This window comes from Streptomyces sp. B1I3 (assembly GCF_030816615.1).
Classification (GTDB): domain Bacteria; phylum Actinomycetota; class Actinomycetes; order Streptomycetales; family Streptomycetaceae; genus Streptomyces.
This window is the reverse complement of the sequence record NZ_JAUSYD010000001.1, coordinates 1,080,268-1,105,682: the sequence shown is the minus strand read 5'-3', so window position 1 is coordinate 1,105,682 and position 25,415 is coordinate 1,080,268. Positions and strand designations below refer to the sequence as shown.

Annotated in this window: 21 protein-coding genes; 16 read left to right on the top strand and 5 right to left on the bottom strand. The window is 74.4% G+C overall.

All coding sequences use genetic code 11. The features are described from left to right. Positions 1–27: 27 nt before the first annotated feature. Complete coding sequence (locus QFZ58_RS05240) at positions 28–1,404, bottom strand: deoxyribodipyrimidine photo-lyase (RefSeq protein WP_307123718.1); 1,377 nt, start codon at positions 1,402–1,404, stop codon at positions 28–30. Next, positions 1,401–2,912 (bottom strand): SDR family oxidoreductase, encoded by a 1,512-nt coding sequence (locus tag QFZ58_RS05235; RefSeq protein WP_307123717.1) that lies wholly within the window; start codon positions 2,910–2,912, stop codon positions 1,401–1,403. Before QFZ58_RS05235 ends, QFZ58_RS05240 begins: the two co-directional genes overlap by 4 nt. 197 nt (positions 2,913–3,109) lie before the next feature. Here QFZ58_RS05235 and QFZ58_RS05230 point away from each other — a divergent pair, with 197 nt between their 5' ends. The 4 genes from QFZ58_RS05230 to QFZ58_RS05215 are packed head-to-tail and all read left to right on the top strand — an operon-like array spanning position 3,110 to position 8,038. Then, positions 3,110–4,513 (top strand): polyprenyl synthetase family protein, encoded by a 1,404-nt coding sequence (locus QFZ58_RS05230; protein WP_307123716.1) that lies wholly within the window; start codon positions 3,110–3,112, stop codon positions 4,511–4,513. Further along, the gene (locus QFZ58_RS05225) at positions 4,507–6,030 is read left to right on the top strand and encodes a phytoene desaturase (RefSeq protein WP_307123715.1); all 1,524 of its coding nucleotides are present in this window, start codon (positions 4,507–4,509) and stop codon (positions 6,028–6,030) included. Before QFZ58_RS05230 ends, QFZ58_RS05225 begins: the two co-directional genes overlap by 7 nt. Then, entirely contained in the window at positions 6,027–7,025 is a 999-nt protein-coding gene (locus tag QFZ58_RS05220) for a phytoene/squalene synthase family protein (protein ID WP_307123714.1), read from the top strand. Before QFZ58_RS05225 ends, QFZ58_RS05220 begins: the two co-directional genes overlap by 4 nt. After that, a complete protein-coding gene (locus tag QFZ58_RS05215; protein ID WP_307123713.1) occupies positions 7,022–8,038 on the top strand; it encodes a DUF5914 domain-containing protein in 1,017 nt (338 codons plus the stop codon). The genes QFZ58_RS05220 and QFZ58_RS05215 overlap by 4 nt, the downstream gene beginning before the upstream one ends. A 56-nt stretch (positions 8,039–8,094) precedes the next feature. On the opposite strand, the gene QFZ58_RS05210 is transcribed toward QFZ58_RS05215, so the two are convergent. From QFZ58_RS05210 to QFZ58_RS05200, 3 genes are read right to left on the bottom strand one after another with little or no spacing between them, the layout of a single operon-like run. Continuing rightward, positions 8,095–9,639, bottom strand: coding sequence for an NAD(P)/FAD-dependent oxidoreductase (locus QFZ58_RS05210; protein WP_307123712.1), 1,545 nt, complete (start codon positions 9,637–9,639; stop codon positions 8,095–8,097). Further along, positions 9,636–10,358: a class I SAM-dependent methyltransferase gene (locus tag QFZ58_RS05205; protein WP_307123711.1), complete on the bottom strand. Its 723-nt coding sequence runs from the start codon at positions 10,356–10,358 to the stop codon at positions 9,636–9,638. Before QFZ58_RS05205 ends, QFZ58_RS05210 begins: the two co-directional genes overlap by 4 nt. Further along, complete coding sequence (locus QFZ58_RS05200) at positions 10,355–11,596, bottom strand: lycopene cyclase family protein (RefSeq protein WP_307123710.1); 1,242 nt, start codon at positions 11,594–11,596, stop codon at positions 10,355–10,357. The genes QFZ58_RS05205 and QFZ58_RS05200 overlap by 4 nt, the downstream gene beginning before the upstream one ends. A gap of 195 nt (positions 11,597–11,791) precedes the next feature. Between QFZ58_RS05200 and QFZ58_RS05195 the strand changes: the two genes are divergently transcribed. From QFZ58_RS05195 to rfaE2, 12 genes are all read left to right on the top strand, one after another. Next, the gene (locus QFZ58_RS05195) at positions 11,792–12,292 is read left to right on the top strand and encodes a MarR family winged helix-turn-helix transcriptional regulator (protein WP_373428520.1); all 501 of its coding nucleotides are present in this window, start codon (positions 11,792–11,794) and stop codon (positions 12,290–12,292) included. A 131-nt stretch (positions 12,293–12,423) separates the two neighbouring features. Next, a complete protein-coding gene (locus QFZ58_RS05190; RefSeq protein WP_307123708.1) occupies positions 12,424–14,538 on the top strand; it encodes an MMPL family transporter in 2,115 nt (704 codons plus the stop codon). A 229-nt stretch (positions 14,539–14,767) separates the two neighbouring features. Beyond that, positions 14,768–15,529, top strand: a complete 762-nt coding sequence (locus QFZ58_RS05185; protein WP_307128776.1) for a SigB/SigF/SigG family RNA polymerase sigma factor — start codon at positions 14,768–14,770, stop codon at positions 15,527–15,529. A gap of 394 nt (positions 15,530–15,923) precedes the next feature. Beyond that, a complete protein-coding gene (locus QFZ58_RS05180; protein WP_307123707.1) occupies positions 15,924–16,910 on the top strand; it encodes an NAD-dependent epimerase/dehydratase family protein in 987 nt (328 codons plus the stop codon). Positions 16,911–16,921: 11 nt separating this feature from the next. Beyond that, positions 16,922–18,556, top strand: coding sequence for a carbamoyltransferase C-terminal domain-containing protein (locus tag QFZ58_RS05175; RefSeq protein WP_307123706.1), 1,635 nt, complete (start codon positions 16,922–16,924; stop codon positions 18,554–18,556). Then, positions 18,553–19,545 (top strand): glycosyltransferase family 2 protein, encoded by a 993-nt coding sequence (locus tag QFZ58_RS05170; RefSeq protein ID WP_307123705.1) that lies wholly within the window; start codon positions 18,553–18,555, stop codon positions 19,543–19,545. The genes QFZ58_RS05175 and QFZ58_RS05170 overlap by 4 nt, the downstream gene beginning before the upstream one ends. Next, positions 19,542–20,096 (top strand): HAD-IIIA family hydrolase, encoded by a 555-nt coding sequence (locus QFZ58_RS05165; protein ID WP_307123704.1) that lies wholly within the window; start codon positions 19,542–19,544, stop codon positions 20,094–20,096. Before QFZ58_RS05170 ends, QFZ58_RS05165 begins: the two co-directional genes overlap by 4 nt. After that, positions 20,093–21,100, top strand: coding sequence for a glycosyltransferase family 9 protein (locus tag QFZ58_RS05160; protein ID WP_307123703.1), 1,008 nt, complete (start codon positions 20,093–20,095; stop codon positions 21,098–21,100). The genes QFZ58_RS05165 and QFZ58_RS05160 overlap by 4 nt, the downstream gene beginning before the upstream one ends. Next, positions 21,097–22,059 (top strand): glycosyltransferase, encoded by a 963-nt coding sequence (locus QFZ58_RS05155; protein WP_307123702.1) that lies wholly within the window; start codon positions 21,097–21,099, stop codon positions 22,057–22,059. Before QFZ58_RS05160 ends, QFZ58_RS05155 begins: the two co-directional genes overlap by 4 nt. Then, complete coding sequence (locus tag QFZ58_RS05150; protein WP_307123701.1) at positions 22,056–23,294, top strand: glycosyltransferase; 1,239 nt, start codon at positions 22,056–22,058, stop codon at positions 23,292–23,294. Before QFZ58_RS05155 ends, QFZ58_RS05150 begins: the two co-directional genes overlap by 4 nt. Then, complete coding sequence (locus QFZ58_RS05145) at positions 23,291–23,923, top strand: SIS domain-containing protein (protein ID WP_307123700.1); 633 nt, start codon at positions 23,291–23,293, stop codon at positions 23,921–23,923. Before QFZ58_RS05150 ends, QFZ58_RS05145 begins: the two co-directional genes overlap by 4 nt. After that, complete coding sequence (rfaE2, locus tag QFZ58_RS05140; protein ID WP_307123699.1) at positions 23,920–25,413, top strand: D-glycero-beta-D-manno-heptose 1-phosphate adenylyltransferase; 1,494 nt, start codon at positions 23,920–23,922, stop codon at positions 25,411–25,413. Before QFZ58_RS05145 ends, rfaE2 begins: the two co-directional genes overlap by 4 nt. Positions 25,414–25,415 lie beyond the last annotated feature (2 nt).

Here is a 25,415-nt window from a genome sequence, read left to right as displayed (position 1 = left end):
CCCGGCTCGACGGCGGCCCCGGTCCGCTCAGTCGAGCCCCCGTGCGTGCTTGAAGCGGGCCAGGCCCTCGCCCAGCTCGACCAGCGGCTCCGGATATCCGTCACAGCGCCCCGCCGCCCGCAGCTTCCACGGCTCGTGCACCGCGGCTCCCCCGATACCCGCGAGCTCCGGAACCCAGCGGCGCACGTACACACCTTCCGGGTCGTACCGCCTGGCCTGCAGCAGGGGGTTCAGCACCCGGTTGGGCCGGCTGTCCGTGCCCGTCCCCGCCATCCACTGCCAGTTCAGCTGGTTGTTGGCGAGGTCCCCGTCCACCAGCAGGTCCAGGAAGTGGCGTGCCCCTACGCGCCAGTCCACGTACAGCGTCTTGACGAGGAAACTCGCCGTCACCAGCCGCCCCCGGTTGTGCATCCAGCCCTCGTGCCGCAGTTGCCGCAGCGCGGCGTCCACCAGTGGATAGCCGGTGCGGCCCTCCTTCCACGCGTCGATCTCCTCCTGGGCGGACCGCTCGCCGCGCCAACGGTCACCCTGGGAGCGGTAGTCGCGGTGCGCGGCCTGCGGCCGGGCGGCCAGTACCTGGTGGTGGAAGTCCCGCCAGCACAACTGCCGTACGAAGGCCTCCGCCCCCGGCCCGCCCGCCTCGCGTGCCCGCCGGACCAGTTCCGTCGAGGAGATCGTGCCGAAATGCAGATGCGGCGACAGACGTGAGGTGACATCGCCCGCGAGGTCGTCGTGCCGGGCCTCGTACGCGCCGAGACCCTGACGGCGCCAGGCGGCGAAACGCGCCCGGCCCGCCCGTTCCCCGCCCTCGGCGAGCCCGGGCGACACCCCGGCGACGTCCGACCGGACGGGGAGCGATGCCGAAGCGGGCTCCGGCGGGACGCGCACGGCACGGGGCGCGGCGAAGGGGGCGCGCAGCCGCACCCCTGACCAGCGCCGGAGGTACGGGGTGAACACGGCGAAGTGGTCCCTGCCCGGACCGGAGGGAGTCACCTCTCCCGGTGCGACCGCGGTGATCACCGTGTCGTGCACGTGCAGCCGGCACCCTCGGCCACCGAGCGCCTCGCGCAGCCGCTCCTCACGCCGCTGCGCGTAACCGCTGACACCGGCCGACATGTGCACGGCGTCCGCGCCGGTCCCGTCCACGATCCGGCAGACCTCGGCCGTCACCTCACCCGAACGGACGACGAGCCGGCCACCGCGGTCCCGGAGCCCGGCGTCGAGATCACGCAGGCAGTCGGCGAGGAACGCACGCCGGTTGGGCACGGCGAACCCGGCGCGCCCGATGCCGTCGTCCAGGACGAACAGCGGCACCACCTCGTCGGCCGACGCGAGGGCCACGCGCAGGGGCGGATGGTCGTGCAGCCGCAGATCCGAGGTGAACAGGACGACCGACACGCTCACGTCCGCCGCCCGGCCGTCTCCCGGCCCGCCGCCCGCGCGATGTTGCGTGCCATCCCGCCGAAGACGACGGCGTGGAAAGGCGACACGCCCCACCAGTACGCGTGGCCGAGCAGACCGGACGGATGGAAGACGGCGCGCTGCCGGTAGTGGGACCGGCCGCCCGGGCCCTCCAGCGCGTACATCTCCAGCCAGGCGAGACCCGGCAGCCGCATCTCGGCGCGCAGCCGGAGCAGACGGCCCGGTTCGATCTCCTCGACCCGCCAGAAGTCCAGTGAGTCCCCGACGCGGAGACGTTCGGCGTCCCGCCGGCCCCGGCGCAGGCCCACACCCCCGATCAGCCGGTCCAGCCACCCCCTGACGGCCCAGGCCAGGGGGAAGGAGTACCAGCCGTTGTCACCGCCGATCCCCTCGACGACCCGCCACAGCGCCTCGGGCGAGGCGTCCACGTCGAGCTCGCGCACGTCCGTGTACAGGCTGCCACCCGCCCAGTCGGGGTCGGTGGGCAACGGATCGCTCGGGATCCCCGGCGTGGACGCCGAGGACCACCGCGTCGTCACCCCGGCCTCGCGGACCCTCTGCAGGGCGAGCGACAGGGCCGTACCGAAGGAGAAGGGCTGCCCGGGGCCGTCCGGTACGTAGCGCTCGATGTCGTGCTCGTGGCAGACGACCTCGTACCGCAGGGACTCCGCGAGAGGGCGCGCGATCGAGCGGGGCACGGGGGTGACCAGCCCGATCCAGTGACTGGACAGCCCCGGGGTCAGCATCGGCACCGGCAGGATCACCCGGTGCCGCAGTCCGGCGACCCGCGCGTACTCCTGCATCATCTCCCGGTACGTCAGGACGTCTGGGCCCCCGATGTCGAAGGTTCGGTTCACCTCGTCCGGCATGTGCGCGCTGCCCACGAGGTAGCGCAGCACGTCCCGGACCGCGATCGGCTGGATCCGAGTCGACACCCAGCTCGGTGTCACCATGACCGGAAGCCGCTCGGTGAGGTACCGCACCATCTCGAACGAGGCGGAGCCGGAACCGATGATGACCGCCGCACGGAGCACGGTCGTCGGCACGCCCGAGTCGAGGAGGATCCGGCCGACCTCGGCACGCGAGCGCAGGTGCGGCGACAGCTCCTTCTCCGGGACACCGGCGGGCGTGAGCCCGCCCAGATACACGATGCGCCGCACCCCGGCGGCCCGCGCCTGTTCGCCGAAGATCCGGGCCGCCGTGCGGTCCGTCTCCTCGAACCCGCTCCCCGCGCCCATCGCGTGCACGAGGTAGTACGCGACGTCGATGTCCCGCATCGCCTCCCCGACGGACCCCGCGTCGGTCACGTCACCCCTGGCCACCTCGGCCTCGCCCGCCCACGGATGGTCCCGCAGTTTTCCCGGGTTGCGCGCCAGACAGCGCACCCGGTGACCGGCCTCCAGGAGTCCGGGCACCAGGCGGCCCCCGATGTACCCCGTCGCGCCGGTCACCAGACACCGCAGACCCGCTTCGTTGCTGTCGCTTCCCATGGTCCTCCGCTCCGGCCCGTAGTTTTTCCTCCCCGGCGCACTTCCGGGCTCATTCCGCCCGTCGGCGTGTTGCGCCGGGAACACCGGCTACGTGACGCCTTCACACGATTGCGGGCCCGGCAACAACGGGACGGAGCTTCCCGCTGTGGTCCCCTCGGATCACGCCCACCCACCCGATGCGATTCGAGGGACATGCGATGCGCAGTCACCCGACGGAGGACCCCGCCTCCGCCGACCTCCGGCCGGGCCCGGAGGGCCGCGCCCATCCCGTGCCCGTGCGCGCCGACGAGCAGGACGGCCGCACCGGGGAGCAGCCGCCGCACCCCCCGCCCCCGGCCGAGGACGCCGCGGCGGTGGACGCGGACGTCGCCGCGGCGGTCCTGCGCACGGCCCGGTCCGTCCTGCGGGAACGGGTGACCAGGTCCGCCGCCGTCGACCCGGTCTTCGCCCGGGACGTGGCCGAACGGGTGGCGGAGTTCACCCTGGACGGCGGAAAGCGCCTGCGGCCGGCGTTCCTCTGGTGGGGGATGCGGGCCTGCGGCGGGGGAGCGGTGACGGCCGCGCTGCGCCTCGGGGTCGCCCTCGAACTCATCCAGACCTGCGCGCTGGTCCACGACGACGTCATGGACGGCTCGTCCCTGCGCCGGGGCCGGGCGGCCGTGCACGTAGGCCTCGCGGCCCTGGCCGACACGGCGCAAGGCCCCGCCCGGGCGGAGTCGTTCGGCAGGTCCGCGGCGGTGCTCGCCGGGGACCTCGCCCTGGCCTGGGCGGACGACACCGTCGCCGACACTCCCATGCCTGCGGAGTGCCGCGGGCGCGTGGCGGGCATCTGGCAGGCGATGCGCACCGAGATGGTGGCGGGGCAGTACCTGGACCTGCACGGTCAGATCACCCGCTCCCGGTCACCGGAGCAGGCCCTCCGTGCCGCCTGCCTCAAGAGCGCGCTGTACACCGTGGAGCGCCCGCTGGCGCTCGGCGCGGCCCTGGCGGACGCGGGGCGGGACGTCGTCCGTGCCCTCTGCACGGCCGGCCGCTCCGCGGGGGTCGCGTTCCAGCTGCGCGACGACCTGACGGGGGTGTTCGGGGACCCGGCCGGCAGCGGCAAGCCGTCCGGGGGAGACATCCGTGAGGGGAAGGCGACCTACCTGCTGGCGGTGGCCCGGGCGCGGGCCGAGGCCGCCGGGGACCGGGAGGCCGTGCGCCTCCTCGACCGGGTGGTGGGCGACGCCGGACTCGCCGAGGACGCGCTGGCACGGGTACGCGAAGTGCTGACGGCGACCGGCGCCCGCGCCGCCGTCGAGGACGAGGCGCGCCGGCTCGCCGAACAGGCCGCGCATCACCTGGACGGGACGGCGGTCGATCCGGACGCGCGCCGCGCACTCGTCGCGCTGTTCGAGGGCGTTGCCGCCGGCCACCACGCGGTCCGGCCGGTACCGCCCGGACAGGCCTCCGGGCCGCCCGTACCGCCCGTACCGCCCGGACAGGCCTCCGTACCGCCCGGACAGGTTCCGGCACGTGACCGGCCGGCCCGCCCGCACCCCCCGGCCCCCGGGCGCCGGGACCCGGACGTCCCGGCCGAAGGGGGGGAACGCCGGTGCTGACCGTCGACGGGAAGACCGATCACGTGGTGGTGGTCGGCGCGGGCCTGGCGGGCCTCTCCGCAGCACTCCACCTGCTCGGCGCCGGCCGCCGGGTGACGGTCGTCGAGCGGGAGGGCCTGCCCGGAGGACGCGCCGGGCGCCTGGACCTGGCCGGCTACCGCATCGACACCGGGCCCACCGTCCTGACCATGCCCGGCCTGGTCGAGGACGCCTTCGCCGCGGTCGGCCACAGCCTCCGCGACCGGCTGGAGCTCATTCCGCTCCACCCCGCCTACGTCGCCCGGTTCGCCGACGGAAGCCACCTGGACGTCCACACGGAAGCCGGCGCCATGGAGGCCGCGGTCGAACAGTTCGCCGGTGCCCGCGAAGCGGCCGGCTACCGCGGACTCCGGGCCTGGCTGGAGCGCATCTACCACGTACAGATGCGCCGCTTCATCGACATAAACTTCGACTCGCCCCTCCAGCTCCTGCACCCCGACCTCGCCCGCCTCGCCGCGCTCGGCGGCTTCGGCCGCCTCGACGCGCGGATCGGGCACTTCGTCAAGGACGAGCGGCTGCGCCGGGTCTTCTCCTTCCAGGCCCTGTACGCGGGAGTGCCCCCGGCCCGGGCGCTGGCCGCCTACGCGGTCATCGCGTACATGGACACCGTGGCCGGCGTCTACTTCCCGCGCGGCGGCATGCACGCCCTGCCCCGCGCCCTGGCGGCGTCGGCGGCCGAGGCGGGTGCGCGATTCCTCCACGGACAGACCGTCACCCGGCTGGAGCGCTCCGGCGACCGCATCACCGCCGTCGTCACCGACCAGGACCGCATCCCCTGTGACGCCGTCGTCCTCACCCCCGATCTCCCCCTCGCCTACCGGCTCCTGGGCCGCAGGCCCCTGCGCCCCCTCGCCCTGCGCCACGCCCCTTCGGCGGTGGTCCTGCACGCCGGCACGGACCGCACCTGGGCCGGACTCGGGCACCACACCCTCTCGTTCGGCGCCGCGTGGAAACGCACCTTCCACGAACTGACGCGCGCGGGCACCCTCATGACCGACCCCTCCCTGCTCGTCACCCGCCCCACGGCCACCGATCCCGGCCTCGCACCTCCGGGCAGACACCTCCACTACATCCTGGCGCCGTGCCCCAACACCGACATCGGACCCGACGTGCGGGCCTGGGGAGAGCTCGCGCCCCGCTACCGCGACAGCCTGCTCACCGTCCTCGAACAGCGGGGGCTGACCGGCATCGGCTCCGCCATCGAGGAGGAGTGCCTGGTCACCCCCGTCGACTGGACCGCCCAGGGGCACGCGGCCGGAACCCCCTTCTCCGTCGCCCACACCTTCCCGCAGACGGGTCCCTTCCGCCCCCGCAACCTCGTACGGGGCATCCGCAACGCCGTCCTCGCCGGCTGCGGCACCACCCCGGGCGTCGGCGTGCCGACCGTGCTGATCTCCGGGAAGCTGGCGGCGCAGAGGATCACCGGCCTCCGCACGCGTACCGCACCCCGCGCCGTACCGAAAGGCAGCCCCGCATGACCGCCCGCGAACTCGACGCGGCAGGCATCCGCGAGCCGACCCTGCGCGCCGCCTACACCGCCTGCCGCCGGCTCAACGCCCGCCACGGCAGGACATACTTCCTGGCCACACGGCTGCTCCCCGCCGACCGCCGGCCGGCCGTCCACGCCCTCTACGGCTTCGCCCGCTGGGCCGACGACATCGTCGACGACCTCGGCGGCGGAGCCACGGCCCACGAGCGCGCGCTCGCCCTCACCCGCCTCGAGGCGCAACTGGAGGCCGGGCTGCGCGGAGGCCCCATCCACGAACCGGTGATCCGGTCGCTCGCCCACACGGCCGCCTCCCACGGCATCGAACACCGCCTCTTCACCGACTTCATGGCCTCCATGCGCAACGACCTCACGGTGACCGGGTACGCCACCTACGAGGAACTGGGCCGGTACACGCACGGCTCGGCCGCCGTCATCGGCCTGCAGATGCTGCCGGTGCTGGGCACGGTGGTCCCCCGCGCCGAGGCCGCGCCGTACGCGGCGGCGCTCGGCGTCGCCTTCCAGCTCACCAACTTCCTCAGGGACGTGGGCGAGGACCTCGACCGCGGCCGCCTGTACCTCCCCCAGGACCTGCTCGCCGCTCACGGAGTGGAGCGGCAGCGGCTCGAACGGAGCAGAGCGACCGGCGCCCGCGACCGGCGTGTCGACGAGGTGCTGAAGGCGGCCGCCGCCCACAACCGCGCCGTCTACCGGCAGGCGCTGCCCGGGCTGGCCCTGCTCGCTCCCGTGTCGCGGCCGTGCATCCGCACCGCTTTCGTCCTCTACAGCGGCATCCTCGACGCGATCGAGGCGGACGGCTACGCGGTCCTCCACCGCCGGGCGGTCGTCCCGCGCCGGCGCCGCGCCGCCGTCGCCCTCGACGGATTCGTACGCGCCCTGGCCACCAGGGCGGTGGCCTCCGGCACCGGCAGGCAGCGACGCACCGGCCGGCGGCCGGTGCGGCGGGCGCACGGGGAGGCGGCGTGAAACGGGAGCGCCGGAGCGCACGCAGCCGCATCCCTCTGCGCCTGCGTCCCGCGTCCGTCCCCTGGGAGAAGCAGCGCCCCACCTGGCAGGACGCCAGGCCCGCGGTGATCGCTGAGGCCCTCGCACGCGCCCGGGCCCGGCCCTCCGGGAACTGGTACGTCATCGGCGCCTCCCGAGCCGTCACCGCGGACCGGCCCTTCGGGCGCACCGTGGCGGGGCACGAGGTGGTGGCCTGGCGCGACGACTCGGGCCGGCTGCACGCCGGGCCGGGCGCCTGCCCCCACCTCGGCGCCCCGCTGCGCGACAGCCGGGTCCGCTGCGGCACCCTGGTCTGCCACTGGCACGGACTGGCGCTCGACGGTCAGCCGTTCGCCGGCTGGGAGCCCCTGCCCGCACACGACGACGGCGTACTGGCCTGGGTGCGGCTGGACGCGGCCGGTGGCGGGACGCCCCTGGACCGCCCGGTGGTCCCGCCCCGCCCGGCAGCGGCCCGTGCCCTCGACGCCGTGTACGAGGCGACCGGCGTCTGCGAACCCGAGGACGTCGTCGCCAACCGCCTGGACCCGTGGCACGGTGCCTGGTTCCACCCGTACTCCTTCGTCGACCTCACGGTGCTCGACCCCTGCGGCGGCGACGACATCACGGGCGGGGAGGGCTTCGCCGTGGACGTGTCCTTCAAGCTGGCCGGGCGGGTCGTGGTCCCCGTGCGGGCACTCTTCACAGCCCCGGAGCCCCGCACCGTCGTCATGCGCATCGTCGAGGGGGAGGGGGAGGGGTCCGTGGTCGAGACCCATGCCACGCCGCTGGGGCCGGACGGCGCGGCCCGGCCGCGGACCCTGGTGACGGAGGCGGTCGTGGCCGCGTCCGACCGGCGCGGTTTCGCCGTGGCCCGGGCGGCGGCGCCCCTGCTGCGCCCACTGATGCGCGCCTCCGCGGGGCGGCTGTGGCGGGACGACCTCGCCTACGCGGAACGGCGCTACGAGCTCCGCAGCACGGGGCGGTTCCCCGGCTGACCGGTTCCCCGGCCGGCCGGGGTGCCGCACGACCGAGGGGGGCGTGCCCCGTCCGGTCATCCCGTCCCCAGCCGGGCCAGCGCCCGCATCGCCGCCGACCGTCCGGCCCGGGGAACCGTCCAGAGCGTCTGCCCCCGCACCCCCCACCCCCGCAACAGGGCATTGGCGGCGAGGAACCCACTGGTCGCCGCACGCTCCATCAGCGCCACCGGAAGTTCCGTGCGGACCAGGTCGCCCGCCATCACCACCCGGGGGTCGGGCGTCCGCACGCGGGGCCGTTCCGCATAGCCGCCCACCGGGAACAGCGGGCAGTCGGCACGCCACTCGTGCCGGACGTCGACGAGACGCGCGCTGCCGGTCTCGGGGTAGACCCGCCGCATCTGTGCGATCACCTCGGCCTGCACGTCCGCGCGGTCCGCGCCCGGGTCCACGGCGTAGGCGTGCAGTTCGACGACCGACCCGCCGCCGCGCCGCGACCACCGGGCCGCCTCGCCCTCCCACCGCTCCAGCACGCTGACGTTGTCCAGCGGGCCGTACCCGCTCGTGCCCAGGAAGCCCGGCCGGTCCCGCGCCACCGGACGGTCCAGCCAGAGACGGGACACCAGGAAGGGCGGAGCGGTCCGCAGCCGGGCGATCCGGGCCCGCCAGTCCGCGTCCCCCAGCCCGGGGGAGGCGGCGACGACCTTCGTCAGCCCACCGGTGTCCAGGGCGAGGACGACCGCGTCGTGGCGCCGTGTCCGGCCGGCGGCGGTGACGTCGAGCCCGGCGCCCGCCACCGGAGCCACCCGCTCCACGGCCGTCCCGGTACGCACCCGTACGCCGTGTCCCTCGAGGTACCGCCCCAAGGGCTCCCACAGCGCCTGCGGGAACGGCTCGGCCGGCACGTCGAACAGCAGGCCCTCGCTCGACCCGAGGAAGTAGATGTGGAACATCAGGACGAGTTCGGCCGCCGACAGTTCCCGTGGGTCGGCGAAGAAGCTCCGCGAGAACACCTCGAAGGCCAGGTGATGCGCGGCCTCGGGAAAGCGGATACGGGTCAGGAAGTCGCGGGCGCTCGTCCCGTCGAGCCGCTCGTAGACCTCGGGGACGCGTACGTCCAGCAGGGGCAGCGCTGCCCGTGGGTTCATCCGGAGCAGGTCGCCCCAGCCGAACGCGGGGCTGAGCGCGACGAAGCCCATGGCGCTGAAGGGCGGGGTACGCGGTACACGGGCGAAGCTGTCGTACAGGCCGGAGCTGTGCCGCAGCGGGTAGTCCGGCAGCGGAGTCAGCGTGGTGAGCCCCGGGTCCACCCGGCGCAGCAACCCGCGCAGGTTGTAGTACTGGCGGAAGAAGGCGTGGAAGCCCCGGCTCATGGTGGCCCCCGAGCCGTCGGCGAGCCGTACCGGCCATCCCGCGAGCCGCCCGCCCAGCTGCGTCCCGCTCTCGTACAGCGTGACGTGCGCGCCCCGCTCGGCCAGTGTGGTGGCGGCCGACAACCCGGCGATGCCGCCGCCGATCACGGCGACGCCGGGTGCGGAGCCCGCGAAGCGCTCGGCGCCGCCCGGCGACCGCAGCACCGCCGCCCGGCGGTCCCTGCCCCGCCGCGGCGTCCCGCCCCTCATCCGAGGCCCGCGCCGGGCGCGCGGCCGACGAAGGTATGGGTGATGCCCGTCTGCCAGCCGGGCAGCGGCAGCACGCGCACGTCCTCGAAACCGGTCCGGCGCAGCCGGCCCGCGAACGCCGGGGCCGTGTCGAAGTCCAGTACGCTGCGCCACAGATGGCGGTACAGCGGGGTGTCCCCGGCCAGCCGCCCGGCCGGCATCACGACGGCCCTGCAGACCGCCGTCCACAGGGCGCGGTGCACCGGACCGCCCCCGAGCGTGTACTCGTGCACGCCGATGCGGCCGCCCGGTGCGAGGAGCCCGCGCGCGTCGGCGAGGACGCCGTCGGGATCGCCGACGTTCCTGAAGAGGTAGGCGGCGAACACGGCGTCGAAGGGGCCCCGCACGTCGGCGGCGGCCAGTCGCTCCACCGGCGCGTGCACGAAGGAGACGTTCCCGGGCCAGTTCTTGGCCGCCGCCCGCTCCAGCATCCCCGCGGAGGCGTCCACCGCCACGATGTCCGCGTGCGGGGCCGCTTCCAGCAGTGCGGCGGTCGAGGCACCGGTTCCGCAGCCCAGGTCCAGCAGGCGTCTGCCGCGCCCGCCGTCCGCGAGGCCCAGCCTGCGTGCCGAACGGCGTACATGGGAGTGGTAGCCCGGATTGACCGCCACGAGCCGGTCGTAGGCAACCGATGCGCGGTCGAAGGCGGCGGACAACTCGTCGTCGCGGAGCAGGGTCATCGGTCGGTCTCTTCCTGGTCGGACGTGCGGGGGAGGTACGGGGAGGGCATGGCCGGGCCGCGTCGCGGCTTCAGGAGGGGGAGTTCGGCGACCGTGCGGAGCATGGGGAGCACGGGCGTCCGTATCCCGACGAGCAGGTCTTCTCGCATCCGGCTGCTGCCGTCCAGGAAGCGCAGCAGCCGCTCAGCCGGGACGGAGCGGAAGAGAGCGGGGAAGAAGTCGCTCCCCTTCACCCTTCCGCTGTCCAGTGCGCGCAGCATCACCGCGTCCATGGCCCGCGGCCACGCCCGGTACGGGGGCGGCACCCGCAGCGGCCGGCCGTCGCGCAACTGCGCGGCGACGGACCGGCTCTGCCGCTGCACGGCGGCGAAGGTGTAGCCAGTGGACGGCCGGGTCGCGCCCCCCGCCGTCCCGATGCGGAACACCGACCGGCCCACGCGGTGCGGGAAGCGGCCGTCCGTCATGGGGATGACGCCGTGCTCGACCGCCGACACCGTGAAGGAGCCGATCGCCAGGACCTCACCGGTGTAGTGGCGCAGAGCCCGCTCGTACTCCTCGGCGGGCAGCACGGCGCGGGAGAACTCCGTGTACTCCACGAGTGCCTCACGGGGCCCGAGCGGCAGTACGTAGCCGAATGAGAGCCCGTGCTGCGGCTGTGGTGTCCGGAAGTCCATCAGATCCGCCACGGCGGGGTCGAACACAGGCTGTGCGGTGCGCACGAACCAGCCCGTGAAGTGCTGCAGCAGCGTGGTGCGGGCCGGCGGGAGCCGTCCGGGGGGCCGCGAGTCGAAGACCCATGTCGCCCGCAGGACGATCCTCTTCCCCCTGGCGTCGTGCGCGATCACCTCGCCCCCGCCGTCCGGGGCGTCCCGCACGATGTCCGCCGTGGCCTCCACCCTGCGGATGTTCGGCGCGGTGTCGAGCCGTGCGTTCACCAGCGCCTCGAAGGCGTCCGACCGCAGCATCTTGTAGCGGAGCCGGCCGGGCTCGGCCACGGTGGCCGCCCCCGTGGCGTCCCGTACCCGCAGCCGCTGCCAGGAGGCCGACAGGACGGAATCGTACTCGCCGCCCGGCGGTTCCCAGAAGCACCAGGTGCGCGGTGGTGGCCGCAGCCGGCCCGGGGGCGGGTCGACGAGGAGCACCGAGGGCGACCCGGTGTGGGGCTCGGCGCACAGCCGGTGGGCCAGGCTCAGTCCGGCCGCACCCGCGCCCACGACGACCACGTCCGCGTGCGGCACGGCGCCCCCTTCTGTCGTGCGGCCGGGTGGCTCGGGGAGAGAGCCTTCCGGCGGGTGACCTCCGGTGCCGATCCTTCCTGAGCCGGGGCCCTCCTGGGCGTACACGACGCGCGGACGGAGCGGAACTCCTGCGGCGGGCTCGGCCGCGGACGGCTCGGCAGGCGCACCCGGGCGGCGGTCCGGGCGCGCCCTACTATGGGTGCCGTGGACAGTGCTGACGCTCGCGGGGGAACCCACGCCGACGGATCCGCCGGGGCGGAGCTCCAGGCGCTCGCCGTCCAGTTGCGCCGGGCGAACGGCGAGATCAACCGTCTGGTCCACGCCTTCGCGCACGCCCAAGGGCTGCACGCGACCGACGTACAGGCCCTCGCGGCCATTCTCGACGCCGAGACTCCGCTGACCCCAGGACGGCTGCGTGACCACCTCGGCCTGACTTCCGGCGCCGTCACGGCATGCCTGGACCGCCTGGAGCGGTCCGGCCACATCCGCCGCTCACGCGAGAGCGCCGACCGCCGCGTGGTGCACCTTCACTACGAGCCCACGGCCAAGGCGGTCGCACGCTCGTTCTTCATGCCCCTGGCCGACGCGGCCTCCCGGGCCTGTGCCGGTGCCGGTCCCGGGGAGATCGAGGCGGCGCTCCGCTTCCTCGGCCGCCTCAACGGCGAACTGGCCCGGATACCGGCACCTCCGCGCTGAACCGAATCCTTCCGGGGCTGTCGCTGGACAGCGCCCGGCACAGGCGCGGTAATATATTTCAATCATTGAGATTCTTTGTCTTTGAAATACTCTTCGATGTCCGAAGGACCGTCGGTCGACCTGGGAGCACAATGTCCGCCGTACCGCGGCCGGTTCGCCGGCTGATCCCCGTACTACTCGTCGTGATCTGGCTCGCCGTCGGAGGCGCGTTCGGCTCGTACGCGGGCAAGCTCGGCGAGGTGGCCACCAACGACCAGGCCGCCTTCCTGCCGCAGAGCGCCGAGTCCACCCGGGTCATCGAGGAACAGAAGGCGTTCAGCCGGCAGGAGACCGTGCCGGCCGTCGTCGTCTGGACCTCCCGCGAGGACGGCGGGAAGCTCGGTGGTGAGCAGCGGCGGGCGGCCACCGCCGCGCTCGCCTCGCTGGACGGGAAGCCGGGTGTGACCGGTGAGGTGAGTCCCGCGCTGCCGTCGAAGGACGAGCAGGCACTCGAAGGCGTCGTCCAGATGCGGCCCGACCTCGGCGACGAGCTGCCCGACACGCTTGCCGCCGTCCAGGAAGCGGCCGACAGGGTGCCCGGGACGACTGCCCAGGTGGCCGGGCCGGCGGCCAGCCAGGCCGACCTCTCCGACGCCTTCGGCGGGATCGACGGCCTGCTGGTCGGCGTGGCGCTGGTGGCCGTGCTGGTCATCCTGCTGCTGGTCTACCGCAGCGTGCTGCTGCCGCTGATCATCATCGTCGGCGCCGTCTTCGCGCTCGGTGTGGCCTGCGCCGTCGTGTACGTACTCGCCGACCACGACGTCGTCCGCGTCGACGGACAGGTCCAGGGCATTCTCTCCATCCTCGTCATCGGCGCCGCCACCGACTACGCCCTGCTGCTCACGGCGCGGTTCCGCGAGGAACTGACCCGGCATCCGGACCGCTGGACAGCCATGCGCGCGGCGCTCCGCGAGTCGGCCGGGCCGATCGTCGCGAGCGCCGCCACCGTCGCCCTCGGCCTGCTCGCCCTCCTGCTCAGCGACCTCACGAACAACCGCTCCCTCGGGCCGGTGGGCGCGATCGGCATCGTCTGCTCCGTCCTGAGCGCCCTGACGTTCCTGCCCGCGGTCCTGGTGCTGCTCGGCCGGGCCGCGTACTGGCCGGCCAGGCCGAAGGCGGACGGGGCCGGCTCCGGTTCCGCCGGTGTCTGGTCGCGGATCGCCGCGCTGGTCGACCGTGCCCCGCGCAAGGTGTGGGCCGCCACCCTGGTCGTGCTCGTGGCCTGCGCCGCCTTCGCCCCGACGCTGAACGCGAAGGGGGTGCCGCTCGAGGAGATCTTCGTCAACGACGCACCGTCCGTCGCCGCGCAGAAGACCCTGGGCGAGCACTTCCCCGGCGGCTCGGGCACCCCCGCGGTCGTGATCGCCGACGCGGACAGTGCCGGGCAGGTGACCGAGGCCGTCCGGAGCACGCCCGGTGTCGCCGCCGCGTTCCCGGCGACCGCCTCGGGCCGTCCCGGCCAGGGGGAACCACTCGTCGTCGACGGCCGGGTCCGCGTCGACGCCACGCTGACGGACGCCTCCGACAGCGACGCCGCCAAGGAGACCGTCACCCGGCTGCGGGAAGCGGTCCATGCCGTTCCCGGCGCCCACGCCCTCGTCGGCGGCTACACCGCCCAGCGGTACGACACCCAGAGGACCGCCGAGCACGACCGCAGCGTCATCGTGCCGGTCGTACTCCTGATCATCCTGGTGATCCTCGTCGGCCTGCTCCGCTCCCTGCTGATGCCGGTGCTCCTCGTCGCCACGGTGGCGCTCAACTTCCTCGCCACGCTCGGCATCTCGTCCCTGGTCTTCCGGCACGTCTTCGGTTTCAGCGGTACCGACTCCTCCGTACCGCTGTACGGGTTCGTCTTCCTGGTGGCACTCGGCGTCGACTACAACATCTTCCTCATGTCCCGGGTCCGCGAGGAGTCGCTGATCCACGGACCGCGCCAGGGCGTGCTCCGCGGGCTGACGACGACCGGCGGGGTCATCACCTCGGCCGGTGTCGTCCTCGCGGCCACCTTCGCCGCCCTCGGAGTCATCCCCCTGGCGTTCCTGGTGCAGATCGCCTTCATCGTGGCCTTCGGCGTCCTGCTCGACACGCTGGTCGTCCGCTCGCTCCTCGTGCCCGCTCTCGTGAGGGACATCGGCCGGACCGCCTGGTGGCCCGGCGCCCTGAGCCGCACACCCGACCCCGGCGAGAAGGCGGACAGCGCGGCGTAGAGCGCTCCGCCCGTCCCGGGGCAGGGCCGGAACCCGGGACGGGCTCCGCCGGGCACGCCGGTGACTGCGCGGCGGCCGTTCCCTCCCCCCGGTGTGCACCCCATCGGCCGAATGCCTCACGCCGTGCCGCGGAGATCCCGGCCGCCGGCGAGCGGACGCGGCCATCCTTTGTTTACATCGCACTGGAGGCGGGGCGCATCCGTGTACGGCGAGGAGTTGAGTGGCTCAGATGTGTGCCGACGACCGGCGTGCCGATCCGGACACGGCAGCGGCCTTCCGGCGCCTCGCCGAACTGCCCGAGGGCGCCGAGCGGGACCGGCTGCGGGACGACACCATCCGCGCCTGGCTCCCCATGGCCCACCGCCTGGCCGGCCGCTTCCGCAACCGCGGTGAGTCCCTGGAGGACCTGCGGCAGGTCGCGGCCGTCGGACTGGTCAACGCGGTCGACCGCTACGACCCCGCCCTGGGCAACGCGTTCGCGAGCTACGCCGTCCCCACCATCACCGGGGAGATCAAACGGCACTTCAGGGACCGCACGTGGTCGGTGCACGTGCCGCGCCGCGTCCAGGACCTGCGCAACGTCGTGCGGGCCGCCCATGCCGAACTGGCCGCGGGCGGCGACGGCTCCGCCGTGACGGAGCGGCAGATCGCCACCCACACCGGCCTCACCGAGGAGGAGGTCCGCCAGGGCAGCGAGGCCCTTCACAGCTTCAGTGCCCTCTCCACCGACGCCGAGATCGCCGGCAGCGACGGCGGTCTGTCCCTCGGCGAGAGCCTGGGCAGGATCGACACCGCGTTCGATCTCGTGGTGGACCGCGAATCGGTGAAACCGGGCCTGCGCCGGCTGTCGGAGCGGGAACGCCACGTGCTCTACCTCCGGTTCTTCGCCGGCATAACGCAGAGTGCCATCGCCGCCGAACTGGGCATCTCCCAGATGCACGTGTCGCGCCTGATCAGCAAGGCCTGCCGCAGCCTCCGCGAGGGGGCCTGAAGGAACACGGGCCCGCCGGGGGTCCCGCCGGCGGGCCGGCGGGCGGCACGCGGCGCCCGGCACCGGCGCGGGCGCACCGCTGAATCCCGGCAACCGCGCCATACCTCCGATCGGGTGCGATCGGGCCGAGGCCCGCGCGTCCACCTGCGCAAATGTCAGGACTTCGACTAACGAAGCAGGATTTAATGTGTGAAACCAACTGACCTGGTTACCCGGCTGGCCGTGCCGTCGGGACCACGGCGGCCGCGCGCGGAAAGGCACCCGCCCCGGGTACCACCCGGCGCGAACCGGTACCGGAACGAGCCGGTCATCCGGACCGGGCAGCTCCCGCCGGCCCCCGAACGACCGGCGGGAAGCCCTCTCGCAGCGGACGAAAGGCCGTCCTATGACATCCATGACGACACCGCCCCCATGGCGCCGCGCCGCTGTGACCGGGGGCGCCGGTTTCCTCGGCTCACACCTGTGCGAGCGGCTGCTGGATTCGGGAGTCGAAGTCGACTGCGCGGACAACCTGATCTCGGGATCCAGCCGCAACATCGCCCACCTGACCGGCCGGCCCGGATTCCGCTTCGTGCAGTGCGACGTGTCCTCGGACACCGTGGCCGCCGACCTGACCGGCCCCTACGACCTGGTCCTGCACTTCGCGTGCCCAGCCTCGCCCGTGCACTACATGAGCCACCCGCTGGAGACCATGGACGCCGGCAGCCTCGGCACCCGCAACGCGCTGGCGATCGCGCACCGCGACGGCGCGCGCTTCCTCCTCGCCTCGACGTCCGAGGTCTACGGCGACCCGCTCGTCCACCCGCAGCGTGAGGACTACTGGGGCAACGTCAACCCCGTCGGCCCGCGCAGCGTGTACGACGAGTCCAAACGGTTCGCCGAGGCCCTGGTCACGGCGCACGTCGGCGCGAAGGGGCTGGACGCCGGCATCGTACGGATGTTCAACACGTACGGCCCCCGGATGCGGGCCGACGACGGACGGGCGGTCCCGACCTTCATCTCCCAGGCACTGGCCGGGAAGCCGGTGACCGTGGCCGGGGACGGAAGCCAGACGCGCTCGCTCTGCTACGTGGACGACACGATCGACGGCGTCCTCGCGGTGGCCGCCAGCCACGCGGTCCGCCCGGTCAACATCGGCGGAGGCGAGGAGGTCACGGTCGCCGACATCGCCCGTCGTGTGATCGCCATGACCGGCTCCGCCTCCACACTCACCTTCGTCGAGCGCCCCGTCGACGACCCCGAACGGCGCAGGCCCGACACCACCCTGGCGCGCGAACTGCTCGGCTGGGAGCCCCGGGTGAGCAGCGAGGAAGGCATCAAACGCACCATCGCCTACTTCTCGTCCCTGCCCGAAACCGCCGCGACGGCCCAGCGGCTCTGACGGAGGCCCCCATGCGCGTCCTCGGTATCAACGCACTCTTCCACGACCCCGCCGCCGCCCTCGTCGTGGACGGCAGGATCGTCGCCGCGGCGGAGGAGGAGCGCTTCAGCCGGCGTAAGCACGGCAAGCGCCCGCTCCCGTTCTCCGCCTGGGAACTGCCCGAACTCAGCGCCCGCTGGTGCCTGGAACAGGCCGGGCTGACCCCGGCCGACCTCGACGCGGTCGCCTACTCCTACGACGCGCACCTCTCCCGTCCGGCCGAGCAGATGGGGCTCCACGACCCGTGGGACCACCTCCGCCAGGAGTACGCGCGGCGCGCCCCGGAGTTCCTCGCCGAGGCGCTGCCCGGGCTCGACCCCGGCAAGGTCCGCTTCGTGGCACACCACGTGGCGCACGCGGCCTCGGCCGGACAGGCGTCACCGCACCCCGACTGCGCGGTCCTCGTGCTCGACGGCCGGGGCGAATGCGGTTCACACCTCGCGGGCCGCTATGTGAACCGGGAGCTGACCGTCCTGGCGTCCCAGGAACTTCCGGACTCCGTAGGACTGTTCTACGAGGACCTCACCCAGCACCTGGGGTTCCTGCGCAGCAGCGACGAGTTCAAGGTCATGGCGCTCGCCTCCTACGGCAAGCCCCGCTTCAAGGACCGGCTGCGGGAGTTCGTGCACGCGGACGGGGACGGCGGCTTCCGGGCCCGCCCGGTCCCCTGGGCCTCGCTCGTACCGGGGAGGGAGCCCGGAGCCCCCTGGTCCCAGGAGCACGCCGACGTGGCCGCGAGTGCCCAGGAGTGCCTGGAGGACGTCATGCTCGACCTGGCGCGGTGGCTGCACGGCCGCACGGGCGAGGACGTGCTCACACTCGCCGGCGGAGTGGCTCTCAACTGCGTGGCCAACACCCGCCTGTACCGGGAGAGCCCGTTCCGGCAGATCTGGGTGCAGCCGGCCGCCGGCGACGCGGGGACGGCACTCGGCGCCGCCCTGCACGTCGCCGGCGAGAAGGAGCCCGTGGCGGCCATGCCGACCGCGGCACTCGGGCGGGGCTGGAGCGACGAGGAACTGCGCGGCTGGCTGGAACGGGCGGCCGTGCCGTACGAGGAGCCCGACGACATCGCCGAGACCGTCGCCGAGGAACTGAGCCGCGACGGTGTCGTGGCCTGGTTCCAGGGGCGGTCCGAATTCGGCCCCCGCGCCCTCGGCCACCGCTCGCTGCTCGCGCACCCCGGTCGGGCCGAGAACCTGGAGCGGCTGAACGCCGTCAAGGGGCGCGAGGAGTTCCGCCCGGTCGCACCCATGGTGCTCGCCGAGCGGGCGGCGGAACTCTTCGACGGCCCGATTCCCAGCCCGTACATGCTCTTCGTCCACGAGGTCGCCGAGGAATGGCGCGCCCGCATCCCGGCTGTCGTCCACGTCGACGGCACCGCCCGGATCCAGACGGTGGACCCCGTCTCCGAACCTCTCGTGGCCCGCATGCTCGGCGCCTTCGAACGGCGCACCGGGCTGCCCGTCGTCGTGAACACCAGCCTGAACACGGCAGGCCGGCCGATGGTCGACGACCCCCGGGACGCGCTGGAGTGCTTCGGCTCGGCGCCCGTCGACCTCCTGGCCCTCGGACCGTTCGCGGTACGGCGAGCGAAGGCGTACGCATGAACGCCCCGGAGTACGCGGTGGTCGTCCCCACCATCGGCCGGGCCTGCCTCACCGACTGCCTGCGGGCGCTGGCGTCCGCCTCCGGACCCAGGCCGGCCGAGGTGGTCGTCGTCGACGACCGCCCCGCGCCGCAGGACATCCTGCCCGTCGAGGCGGCCGGCGAACTCTGCGACCGCGTCCGCACCCTGGCCACCGGCGGCCGGGGCCCGGCCGCCGCCCGCAACGCCGGCCTGCGGGCCGTCACCGCGCCCTGGGTGGTCTTCCTCGACGACGACGTCCAGGTCCTCCCCGACTGGGCCGACCGGCTCGCCGACGACCTCGTGGCGGCGGACGGCCGCACCGGCGGTGTCCAGGGGCGGCTCACGGTCCCCCTCCCCGAGGACCGCAGGCCGACGGACTGGGAGAGGGGGACGGCGGGCCTGGAGCAGGCGGCCTGGGCCACGGCCGACATGGCCTACCGCGCGGTCGCGCTCAAGGAGGTGGGCGGCTTCGACGAACGCTTCCGCCGCGCCTTCCGGGAGGACGCCGACCTCGCACTGCGCATGATGGACGCCGGCTGGACCCTCCGCACGGGCGGCCGTGTCACCCGTCACCCCGTCCGCCCTGCGGACCGCTGGGTGTCCCTGCGGGCGCAGCGCGGCAACGCCGACGACGTCCTGATGAACCGTCTGCACGGCGCCGACTGGTGGATACGGGCCCACGCCCCCCGGGGCCGGCTCCCCGCCCACCTCGCCGTCACCGGGCTGGCCTGCCTGGCCACCGTCTGCGCGGCGGCCGGCCGGCACCGCGCGGCGGCCGTCGCCGGCACGCTGTGGGCCCTGGGCACGGCCGAGTTCGCCGCCGCGCGCATCATCCCCGGGCCCCGGACCCGGCACGAGATCCTCACGATGACCGTGACCAGCGCCGCCATTCCGCCGCTCGCGGTCCGCCACTGGCTCACGGGCCTGGTCAGGCACCGTAACGTCCGGTCACCGGGAGGCGCCCCGTGACCCCCGGCGCGCCACCGTACGGCCGGGTGTCCGCGGTCCTCTTCGACCGCGACGGCACCCTCGTCGAGGACGTCCCCTACAACGGCGACCCCGAGCTGGTCCGGCTCCTGCCGGGGGCGCGCGAAGCGGTGGACCTCCTGCGTTCCGCGGGCATCCCCACGGGAGTGGTCAGCAACCAGTCGGGCATCGGCCGGGGACTGCTCCGCGAGGACGAGGTGCTGCGGGTCAACGCACGGGCCGACGCCCTGCTCGGCACCCTCGGAACCTGGGTGTTCTGCCCGCACAGCCCCGACGCCGGCTGCACCTGCCGCAAACCGCGGCCGGGGCTCGTCCTGGAGGCCGCCCGCAGGCTGGGCGTACCGCCGGCGGAGTGCGTGGTGATCGGTGACATCCGGGCCGACGTCCTCGCGGCACGGGCGGCGGGGGCCCGAGGCGTCCTGGTCCCCAACGCGGTGACCCTGCCCGCCGAGGTGGCGGTCGAACGGTGGACCGCACCGGACGTGCTGACCGCCGTGCGCATGGTCCTCGACCGTCAGGAGGCCCGCGCATGAGGGTTCTGGTCACCCGGCTGGACAGCTTCGGCGACGTACTCCTCGCGGGACCCGCCGTCCGCGCGGTCGCCGCGAACGCCACCCACGTCACCCTGCTGTGCGGGCCGCGGGGCGAACCCGCCGCCCGGCTGCTGCCGGGCGTCGACGACGTACTCGTCTGGGAGGCCCCCTGGGAGGGGGTACGGCCGCCGACGGTCGAGGAGGCCGGAATCGAGACGGTGACCCGGCGGCTGAGGGACGGCGCGTACGACACCGGGCTCGTCCTGACCTCCTTCCACCAGAGCCCCCTGCCCACCGCGCTGCTGCTCAGGATGGCCGGAGTGGGCCGGATCGGGGCGGACAGCGCCGACCACCCGGGGACCCTGCTCGACGTCAGGCACCGGAGGCTCCCCGGCCGCCACGAGGCGGAGGCCGCGCTGGACACCGCCGTCGCCATGGGCTTCGCGCCGGCCCGGGGGGACGACGGCAGGCTCCGGGTGCTGCCCGCTCCCGACACCGCCGCCCTCACCGGCAACGGCCCCTACGTCGTCGTCCATCCGGGAGCCAGTGCCCCGGCGCGTGCCTGGAGTCCGGAGCGCTGCGCCGAGACAGTGCAGCGGCTCGCCGATGCCGGACACCGCGTGGTGGTCACCGGCGGACCGGACGAGACGGCGCTGACCCGGAGGGTGAGCGGCACGGCCGGACTGGACCTCGGCGGCCGGACGGAACCCCGCACCCTGGCCGGCGTCCTGCGCGGCGCCGACGCCCTCGTCAGCGGCAACACCGGCCCCGCCCACCTGGCCGCCGCGGTGGGCACACCCGTCGTCTCCCTGTTCGCCCCGGTGGTGCCCGCGGAACGCTGGGGGCCCTTCGGGGTGCCGTCCGTCCTGCTCGGCGACCAGTCCGCGAAGTGTGCCGGCAGCCGCGCCCGGCACTGCCCCGTCCCCGGACATCCGTGCCTGGACGAGGTCACGCCCCAGCGCGTGGTGCGGGCCGTCCGCGAGCTCATCGAGGTGACCGCATGAACATCCTCATCTGGCACGTCCACGGTTCCTGGATCACGTCGTTCGTCCAGGGACCGCACACCTGCCTCGTGCCCGTCACACCGGACCGCGGACCCGACGGTCTCGGGCGGGCCCGCACCTGGCAGTGGCCTGACCGGGTGCGGGAGGTGAGTCCCGGCGCTCTCCGGGAGAGCGACATCGACCTGATGGTCCTCCAGCGGCCCCACGAGATCGGACTGGCCCACGCCTGGACGGGCCGGCGGCCGGGCACGGACGTCCCGGCCGTGTACGTCGAGCACAACAGCCCGGACGGAACAGCGGTGGACACCCGGCACCCGCTGGCCGGACGGGACGACATCCCCGTCGTCCACGTCACGCACTTCAACCGGCTGATGTGGGACACCGGCCGGGCCCCGGCCACGGTCATCGAGCACGGCATCATCGACCCGGGCGGACTGTGGACCGGCGAGGAGCCGAGGGCCGCCGTGGTGGTGAATGAGCCGGTACGGCGTGGCCGCACCACCGGGACCGACCTGCTGCCCGCCTTCTCCCGCGCCGCGCCGCTGGACGTCTTCGGCATGCGCACCGAGGGACTCGCCGCACATCTCGGTCTGCCTGCCGACCGCTGCCGCACCTGGGACCTGCCGCAGAGCGAACTCCATCCGGCGATGGCCCGCCGCAGGCTCTACCTCCACCCCGTGCGCTGGACATCGCTCGGCCTGTCGCTCCTGGAGGCGATGTTCCTCGGCATGCCGGTCGTGGCGCTGGACACCACGGAGGTCCGCGAAGCGGTGCCGGACGGCGCCGGAGTCGTCTCCAACCGCCCCGACGTCCTGGAGGAGGCCGTCCGCGCCTTCCTCGCCGACCACGGTCACGCCAGGCGCGTGGGGGAGGGGGCCAGGGCCGCCGCACTCGCCCGCTACGGGGTGCAGCGCTTCCTGGACGACTGGGAACACCTGATGAAAGAGGTCACGCGATGAGGAACGCCACTCCAGCCCCCGTCCGCGTCGCCCTGGTCTCCGAGCACGCCAGCCCCCTGGCCGAGCTCGGCGGGCCGGACGCGGGCGGGCAGAACGTCTACGTGGCCCAACTCGCCGAACACCTCGCCCGGCGCGGTCACGCGGTCACCGTCTACACGCGCCGCGACGACCCGGCCCTGCCGGGGCAGGTCACCACGCCGGGCGGCTACCAGGTCGCGCACGTGCCCGCCGGGCCACCCGCCCCGGTGCCCAAGGACGAACTCCTCGCCCACATGCCGGAGTTCGGGGCCTTCCTCGCACGCCGCTGGCGGTCAGGACCGCCGGACGTCGTGCACGCGCACTTCTGGATGTCCGGTACGGCGGCGCTCGCAGGGGTCCGCGGCCTCGGTGTCCCGGTCGTCCAGACCTACCACGCCCTCGGCACGGTGAAGAGGCGCCACCAGGGTGCCGAGGACACCAGCCCGCCCCAGCGCCTGGCCGTGGAGGCGGCGATCGGGCAGGAGTGCAGGCGGGTCCTGGCGACCTGCGCCGACGAGGTCGCCGAGCTGGCTGCCATGGGTGTGCCGCGCGAGCGGATCTCGGTCGTGCCGTGCGGAGTCGACCCCGTCCACTTCTCGCCGATCGAGGACGCCCGCCGCCCCGCGTCCGGCCCCCGGCGTCTGCTGGCCGTCGGCCGGCTCGTACGGCGCAAGGGGTTCGACCGTGCCGTCCGGGCGCTCGCCGAGGTGCCCGACGCGGAACTCCTCGTCGCCGGCGGGCCCGAGGCCGCGCTGCTGTTCGCCGAACCGGAGGCCGAACGCCTGCGGAAGGTGGCCGAGGAGTACGGCGTCCAGGACCGCGTCACGCTGCTGGGTGCGGTGCCCCACACCCAGATGCCCCGCCTGATGTCCGGTGCGGACCTGGTGCTGTCCCTCCCCGACTACGAACCGTTCGGCATCGTGCCCATCGAGGCCATGGCCTGCCGCACCCCGGTCCTGGCCACGGCGGTCGGCGGTCACCTCGACACCGTGGTCGACGGCGTCACGGGCGCCCTCGTCCCGCCCGACGACGACAGCCACGCTCTCGCGGGCGTCATCAGAGGTCTGATCGACGACCCTGAACGGCTGGAACGTCTCGGTGCCGCCGGCCGCGAACGAGTCCTCACCCACTACACCTGGGACCGGGTCACCGACGGTGTCGCCCGCGTCTACAGCGCCGTACGAGCCGCCCCCTCACTCTCGGGAGCAGTCCGATGAACGTGACCCCTGATGGCCAGCACTGCGACGATCTGATGGACGCCCTCGCCGCGTTCCGTGAGTCGTGTCCCGTCGTCCACCGCTGGGGCGCCGAGCTCGCACGGCGCCTCGGCGGCGGGGCCAGGCTCCTCGTCGCCGGCAACGGCGGCAGCGCCGCCCAGGCCCAGCACCTGACCGCCGAGCTGGTGGGCCGCTACCGCGAGGACCGGCCGCCGTTCTCCGCGCTCGCCCTGCACGCCGACACCTCGTCCACGACCGCCATCGCCAACGACTACGGCGTCCAGGAGGTGTTCGCCCGTCAGACCTGCGCCCACGGCAGGGCGGGGGACGTCCTCATGCTGCTGTCGACCAGCGGCGCGAGCGCCAACCTGCTGGCGGCGGCGACCCAGGCGCACCGCATCGGCATGACGGTCTGGGCCCTCACAGGGCCCGCCCCCAACCCCCTCGAAGCGGCCTGCGACGAAGCCCTGTGCGTCGACGCACCGGTCTCCGCCACGGTCCAGGAACTCCACCTGGTGGCGGTGCACATGATCTGCGAGGCGTTCGACCAGGCCGTCGACGACCACGCCACCGGGGCCGGCCACCGGCCCGCCCCGGCCCCGGCACCGGTCGGGGAGGGCATCGTATGAACGGCCCCACGCCCCTTCTCGTCGTCGGGGACGCCCTGCTCGACCACGACCTGTCCGGCCACGCCGACCGGCTGGCTCCCGACGCCCCCGTACCGGTGGTGAACGGCGCACGCCGCACCACCCGGCCCGGTGGCGCGGCACTCGCCGCGTGCCTCGGGGCGGCGGACGGCCGTGAGGTCACCCTCGTCACGGCGCTGGGCGACGACGAGGCCAGCCGGACGCTGCGGCGGCTGCTGCAGGGCCGCGTCCGGCTGATCGAGCTTCCGCTCACGGGCGAACTCCCCTGCAAGACGCGGATCATGGCCCGGGGCGTGCCCCTGCTCAGACTGGACGACGGCGACGGCCGCGCGGCCTCGGCGACCGACCAGGCGCGCGCCGCCGTCGAGGGGGCCAGGGCCGTTCTCGTCGCCGACTACGGCCGCGGCGCCGCCGACGTCCTCCGTGACGCGCTCACCCGGGCCGCCGCCAGGGTGCCCGTCGTCTGGGACCCCCACCCGAGAGGCGGGCCGCCGGTGAAGGGAGTCCGGCTCGCCACCCCCTCGGCGGCGGAGGCCCGTGGGTTCGCCACCCGGGACGCGGCCCGGGCACCCACCCGTGCGGGTCACGACGGAGCGTGTGAACCGCCGCCGCAGGGCCCGCAGGCCGAGCTGCACCGCTCCGCCGCGGACGCCCGCCGGCTCATCGCGGCCTGGGGTGTCACCTCCGTCGCCGTCACCCTGGGAGACCGCGGGGCGCTGCTGTCCCACGGCGAGGAGCCACTGCTGGTCCCCGCCCCCTGGACGGCGGACGGCGACGCGTGCGGCGCCGGCGACCGGTTCGCGGTGACCGCGGCCGGGCTGCTGGCCGACGACGCGCTCCCGGAGACGGCCGTCCAGGGCGCGGTGCGCGCCGCCACCCAGTACGTGGCGGACGGCGGAGCCCGTGCCCTGGCCGTCGGACCCGTCACCACCGCACCGCAGGACACGGCCGGGGACGACGTGGAGACGGACCCCTGCGCACCGGACGCGGCACGGCTGGCCGTCCGGGTACGCGAGGAGGGAGGCACCGTCGTCGCGGCGGGCGGCTGCTTCGACCTGCTGCACGCGGGCCATGTCGCCCTGCTCCAGGCGGCCCGGCGTACCGGTGACTGCCTCATCGTCTGCGTCAACTCCGACGCCTCGGTGCGGCGGCGCAAGGGCGGGACGCGCCCCCTCGTCCCGGTCACCGACCGTGTCAGGGTGCTCCTGGCGCTCGAATGCGTCGACGCGGTCGCCGTGTTCGAGGAGGACACCCCCGAACGGCTGCTGGGCGAGCTGCGTCCGCACATCTGGGCCAAGGGCGGCGACTACGCCCTGACGGAGCTCCCCGAGGCGAGGCTGGTGCGGAGCTGGGGCGGGCAGGTCGTCCTCCTGCCCTACCTCGACGGCCGCTCGACCACCGCGCTCGCCGAACGGGCGGCCCGCGGCCCGGCTCCCCGCCCCGCCACCCGGCCCCGCAGCGCCCGGAGATGACA

Coding starts and splice junctions, on each gene's coding strand:
- QFZ58_RS05155 (WP_307123702.1), top strand. CDS start 21,097: ATGAACATCCTCATCTGGCACGTCCACGGTTCCTGGATCACGTCGTTC.
- QFZ58_RS05160 (WP_307123703.1), top strand. CDS start 20,093: ATGAGGGTTCTGGTCACCCGGCTGGACAGCTTCGGCGACGTACTCCTC.
- QFZ58_RS05170 (WP_307123705.1), top strand. CDS start 18,553: ATGAACGCCCCGGAGTACGCGGTGGTCGTCCCCACCATCGGCCGGGCC.
- QFZ58_RS05220 (WP_307123714.1), top strand. CDS start 6,027: ATGACCGCCCGCGAACTCGACGCGGCAGGCATCCGCGAGCCGACCCTG.
- QFZ58_RS05230 (WP_307123716.1), top strand. CDS start 3,110: ATGCGCAGTCACCCGACGGAGGACCCCGCCTCCGCCGACCTCCGGCCG.
- QFZ58_RS05210 (WP_307123712.1), bottom strand. CDS start 9,639: ATGAGGGGCGGGACGCCGCGGCGGGGCAGGGACCGCCGGGCGGCGGTG.
- QFZ58_RS05190 (WP_307123708.1), top strand. CDS start 12,424: ATGTCCGCCGTACCGCGGCCGGTTCGCCGGCTGATCCCCGTACTACTC.
- QFZ58_RS05235 (WP_307123717.1), bottom strand. CDS start 2,912: ATGGGAAGCGACAGCAACGAAGCGGGTCTGCGGTGTCTGGTGACCGGC.
- QFZ58_RS05195 (WP_373428520.1), top strand. CDS start 11,792: ATGGGTGCCGTGGACAGTGCTGACGCTCGCGGGGGAACCCACGCCGAC.
- QFZ58_RS05145 (WP_307123700.1), top strand. CDS start 23,291: ATGAACGTGACCCCTGATGGCCAGCACTGCGACGATCTGATGGACGCC.
- QFZ58_RS05150 (WP_307123701.1), top strand. CDS start 22,056: ATGAGGAACGCCACTCCAGCCCCCGTCCGCGTCGCCCTGGTCTCCGAG.
- QFZ58_RS05175 (WP_307123706.1), top strand. CDS start 16,922: ATGCGCGTCCTCGGTATCAACGCACTCTTCCACGACCCCGCCGCCGCC.
- QFZ58_RS05180 (WP_307123707.1), top strand. CDS start 15,924: ATGACGACACCGCCCCCATGGCGCCGCGCCGCTGTGACCGGGGGCGCC.
- QFZ58_RS05185 (WP_307128776.1), top strand. CDS start 14,768: ATGTGTGCCGACGACCGGCGTGCCGATCCGGACACGGCAGCGGCCTTC.
- QFZ58_RS05205 (WP_307123711.1), bottom strand. CDS start 10,358: ATGACCCTGCTCCGCGACGACGAGTTGTCCGCCGCCTTCGACCGCGCA.
- rfaE2 (WP_307123699.1), top strand. CDS start 23,920: ATGAACGGCCCCACGCCCCTTCTCGTCGTCGGGGACGCCCTGCTCGAC.